3 protein-coding genes and 1 pseudogene are annotated in these 3,374 nt (G+C 67.3%); 1 reads left to right on the top strand and 3 read right to left on the bottom strand.

The window, feature by feature from the left end:
* A partial coding sequence (locus AB4Y84_RS16855; protein ID WP_442250492.1) for a PAS domain-containing protein occupies positions 1-1,461 on the bottom strand: 1,461 nt, incomplete at its 3' end.
* Positions 1,462-1,619: 158 nt separating this feature from the next.
* Between AB4Y84_RS16855 and AB4Y84_RS16860 the strand changes: the two genes are divergently transcribed.
* Positions 1,620-2,402, top strand: coding sequence for a CHAD domain-containing protein (locus AB4Y84_RS16860; RefSeq protein ID WP_442250493.1), 783 nt, complete (start codon positions 1,620-1,622; stop codon positions 2,400-2,402).
* 91 nt (positions 2,403-2,493) lie between these two features.
* On the opposite strand, the gene AB4Y84_RS16865 is transcribed toward AB4Y84_RS16860, so the two are convergent.
* Positions 2,494-2,754 (bottom strand): hypothetical protein, encoded by a 261-nt coding sequence (locus AB4Y84_RS16865; RefSeq protein WP_025874461.1) that lies wholly within the window; start codon positions 2,752-2,754, stop codon positions 2,494-2,496.
* Positions 2,751-3,374 (bottom strand): annotated as a pseudogene (locus AB4Y84_RS16870) (TFIIB-type zinc ribbon-containing protein); the annotation flags it as partial. The gene AB4Y84_RS16865 and the pseudogene AB4Y84_RS16870, both read right to left, overlap by 4 nt.

Below are 3,374 nucleotides of genomic sequence, written 5' to 3' on the forward strand. Positions count from 1 at the left end.
GCCATCCTCCTTGCCGACGGTACGGTATTCCACGTCATAGGTCTTGCGTTGCTCGGGATCGCAGGCGGCGGCGAACGCGGCCAGGGTTGCCGCGCGRTCGTCCGGGTGCAGTCCGGCACGGAAGTCGTCCATGGTCACCGGCGCACCGGCGGAGATGCCGAACATGGCCTTGGTGCGCGCCGGCCAGATCAGCACGTCCTGCACCATGTCCACGTCCCAGAACCCTTGCTCGCCTGCTTCGGTGGCCAGCCGCAGGCGCTCTTCGCTGTCGGCCAGCGCCGCTTCGGCGGCCTTCCGACCGGAGAGATCCAGCATGGCCCCGATCATCCGCAGCGGGGTGCCATCGGCGTCGCGCAGGACCGTTCCGCGATCCAGCACCGACGCATAACTGCCATCCGCGCGCTGGAAACGGTACTCGTCCGTCCAGCCGCTGCCGTTCCCGTCTATCACGGCGTGGATGCCGTGATCGATGCGCGCGCGGTCATCGGGGTGGATGTGCTGCAGCCACCATTGCGCGGTCGTGTTCTTCTCCGTGTGGCCGAACAGGCTGGCCAGCGCTTCGTTCCAGATCACCTGGCCATCGGCGATGCGCCAATCCCAGATGGCATCGTTGGTGGCCTGTGCGGCCAGCCGGTAGCGTTCTTCGATATCACGACGCTCGGCTTCGGCGGCCTTGCGGTCGGTGATGTCCAGCGACGTACCGACCAGGCCGATCACGGCGCCATCGGCGTCGCGCAGCGGCGATTTGGTCGACAGCCACCAGGCCCGGCGACCATCGGGGAAGCTCACTTCCTCCTCCAGCTGCTCACTGTTGCCGCTGGACATGATGCGCTCGTCGGTCGCCATCACCGACGCCGCCTGCGCGGGGTCGCCCAACAGCTCGGCATCGGTGCGCCCGATATATTCCCCCGGCGGCAGGCCGATCAGCTCGGTGGTGCCATGGTTGCCGATCAGCAGCCGGCCTTGCCGGTCCTTGGCATACATCACGCCCGGTGCCGCCTCCACGAACGAGCGCAGCAGCGCCTGCGCCTGGTCGCGCTCGGCCTCGACGCGCAGGCGCTCATCGATGTCGATCAGCACGCCCGGGAAACCCAGCGCGCGGCCCTGGGTATCCAGATCGACCCTGCCGATGCTTTCCAGCCAGTGGTAGCTGCCATCGGTGGCGCGCGCGCGGTACTGGTGGGCAAAGCGCCCGCCCGTCTGCACGGTCTGCTCAATCGCCGCCGACAGCGCGGGCAGGTCCTCGGGATGCACGGCGCCCAGTACGTCCTGCAGGTGCAGTTTCCGCTGCGCCATTGCCGGGTCCAGGCCGAAGGCGCGGGCCAGGGCTTCATCGACCGTGAGCTGGTCGCCCTGGACGTCCCAGAACCAGGTGCCGACGATGGCCCCGGCGGCCAGTGCCATGTTGACGCTGTCGGTGGCCCGGCTGTCGCGGGTGGCAAATGAGGGCAGGGACGTCACGTTGATCTCGAGCGGGAGGAGGGGTGCTGCGCCAGCGTGGCGGGATCAGCACGGGCGAAGGGGCGCAAGTCTAGGCAGCGCCGCGTCACGGCTGCGTGGTGCCGGTGCCCGACGGGGAGCAGGCTACACTGCGGCTCCCATCCCGGCAGGGAACATCGATGTCCGCAGCAGAAGCCGGCGAGGCCTTTCGCCAGAGAGCGCTGCATGAGTGTGCCGCGATCGCTGCGGCGTTGTCGTCGGCATCCGACCCGCACCCGGCCATCCATTCCGCGCGCAAGGCCATCCGCCGATTGCGGTCCCTGTTGGCGCTGCTGGAGCACGCAGCGCTGGACGTCGAGGCTGCCGACCTGGGATTGAAGCGCCTGGGTGATGGCCTGTCCCGCCTCCGTGATGCGCATGTGGTGGTCGAGGTCGCCCGGCAACTGCAGGAGCGGGTTGCCGATCCGCGATGGAACGGCGTCATCCGGATGCTGGTCCTGCGTCGTGAGGGGCTGCTGCAGGCGACCCYGCAGCGTGACCCGGGGTTTGCACGCCGCCTGCGTGTCCTGGCAGCGGTGCAGCAGCAGTTGGCGGTCCAACCCTGGCATCAGCTGCGGCGTGGCCCGCTGCGCCAGAATCTTGAGCGTAGCTGGCGCCGCGTGGACAAGGCTGCCGCACGGGCGAAACGCGACGGCGGTGCCGCGGCGGTCCACCGCTGGCGCCGACGCGTGCGCAGGCTGCGCATGCAACTGGATATCGCCTGCGACCTGCAGCTGCACGTGCCGCACAGCAGGCCGCTGCACGCCTCGGGGCATCGTTACAAGGCGCTGCATCGGCTCAGCGACGAGCTTGGCCGGCAGCAGGACCTGCGGCTGCTGCGCAACCTGGTGCGGGCGATGCCTGCCAGTGACGGCAAGCGCTCAGTGATGCAGCAGATCAACGGAGAGGTGGCGCCGGACTGAATCGAGGGGCGTCGGGACGTACGGCCACCTGACGTCCCGGTTTGCTTCGGAGGCTGGGATGGCCCCAGCCCCCGAAGCGCTGGCGGAGCGTTCAATCGTCTCCGCTGCTCACCCGCGCCACCCGCTTTCGATACTCATACACGTTGTCGCCGCGGATCCGCTTTTCCTGCGTGCCCGAGATCGAATCGACCCGGCGATCCGAGCCGGTCACCGGCTTGGCATCGATCTCGGTCTCGTGTTCGAACGAATGCGATTTGTCGGTGTTCCGGTAGAAGCGGTACAGCGCCCAGTACAGCGCAGTTGCGCCGGCCGGGCCTGCGGCCAACAACCAAAGACCACTGTCATCACTCATGTGCTGGCCACCAGGAAGGCAATTGCGAGGGCTTCGATGATCGTACCTGCGGTCAGCGCCGCCAGCAGCATCTTCCACTGCTGCACGGGCACGCTGCCCATGGTTTCACTGGTCCGGCCGTTCACCGCGATGTAGTGCAGCATGCCGCCGTTCTTGCCGGGCTGGTGGTACGAATACAGCCACACCGGCAGGTACATGGCTACCCAGCGGGTGCCGTGCACTTCCAGTTGCTCCTGTTCCCAGCGCACGCCACGGTCGTAACGGCGCACCGTTCCTTCCACCTGCGCGCGGGCGATCGACAGCAGCTGGTCTTCCAGCCGCGGCTGCAGCTTCTCGACGTCCAGGTTGCGCTTTTCCGAAGTGAACCCGGCCAGGTACGAGGCGTTCCACTTCACCGCGTTCTTGGTGTCGAACGGCAGAATCGTGTTGATGATGTTGTTGGTGTTGGCGCGCGTGTCCAGGTTGCCGCGCTCGGCAGAGGATTCCAGCGGCAGGTCGTCCACGGTGAAATCGACTTGGCGTTCCACCTGGTAGATATCCGCGTCGTAGTAGGTCTGCTTGTTCTTCTCGCTGCCACGGGTGTACTCGCGGGTCTTGATCTCACCCTTGCCAGCCACCGC

It is taken from the genome of Stenotrophomonas sp. 2YAF22 (assembly GCF_052114665.1).
GTDB classification, from domain to species: domain Bacteria; phylum Pseudomonadota; class Gammaproteobacteria; order Xanthomonadales; family Xanthomonadaceae; genus Stenotrophomonas; species Stenotrophomonas indicatrix.

Bases quoted from the DNA above. Each gene is read 5' to 3' on its own strand.
- AB4Y84_RS16865 (WP_025874461.1), bottom strand. From the start codon at position 2,754: ATGAGTGATGACAGTGGTCTTTGGTTGTTGGCCGCAGGCCCGGCCGGC.